1 protein-coding gene is annotated in these 294 nt (G+C 44.9%); it reads left to right on the plus strand.

Annotated features, from left to right (window positions below; translation table 11 throughout):
* Positions 1 to 202: 202 nt before the first annotated feature.
* Positions 203 to 294: transposase DNA-binding-containing protein (locus Xind_RS19840; protein ID WP_187650072.1), on the plus strand; the 92-nt coding region annotated here is incomplete at its 3' end.

Raw genomic sequence — 294 nt, forward strand, 5'->3', positions numbered from 1 at the left:
TGGATGCCCTGAAATTACAGCTTCCCATGATGCAATCGCCAAAACGCCACTTAATCGGGTTCAGCAATGGCGTGTTTGACCTGAAAGCCTGCCAGTTCCCTGTCTCTTCTACACAAATCCCTCGATTGAATCGAGGGATTTTTTTGAACCTTTTTCTACCTGGCTGATCTCAATAAGAAATACTACGTTGAGGTCACGTATGATGTTTTCAACAGATGCTGAGCAATGGGCAAAAGACACTTTTCAATATGCTGATTTAGGGGATAGCCGCCGCACTAAGCGGCTGATCAAACT

Source organism: Xenorhabdus indica (assembly GCF_014467235.1).
Taxonomy (GTDB): domain Bacteria; phylum Pseudomonadota; class Gammaproteobacteria; order Enterobacterales; family Enterobacteriaceae; genus Xenorhabdus; species Xenorhabdus indica.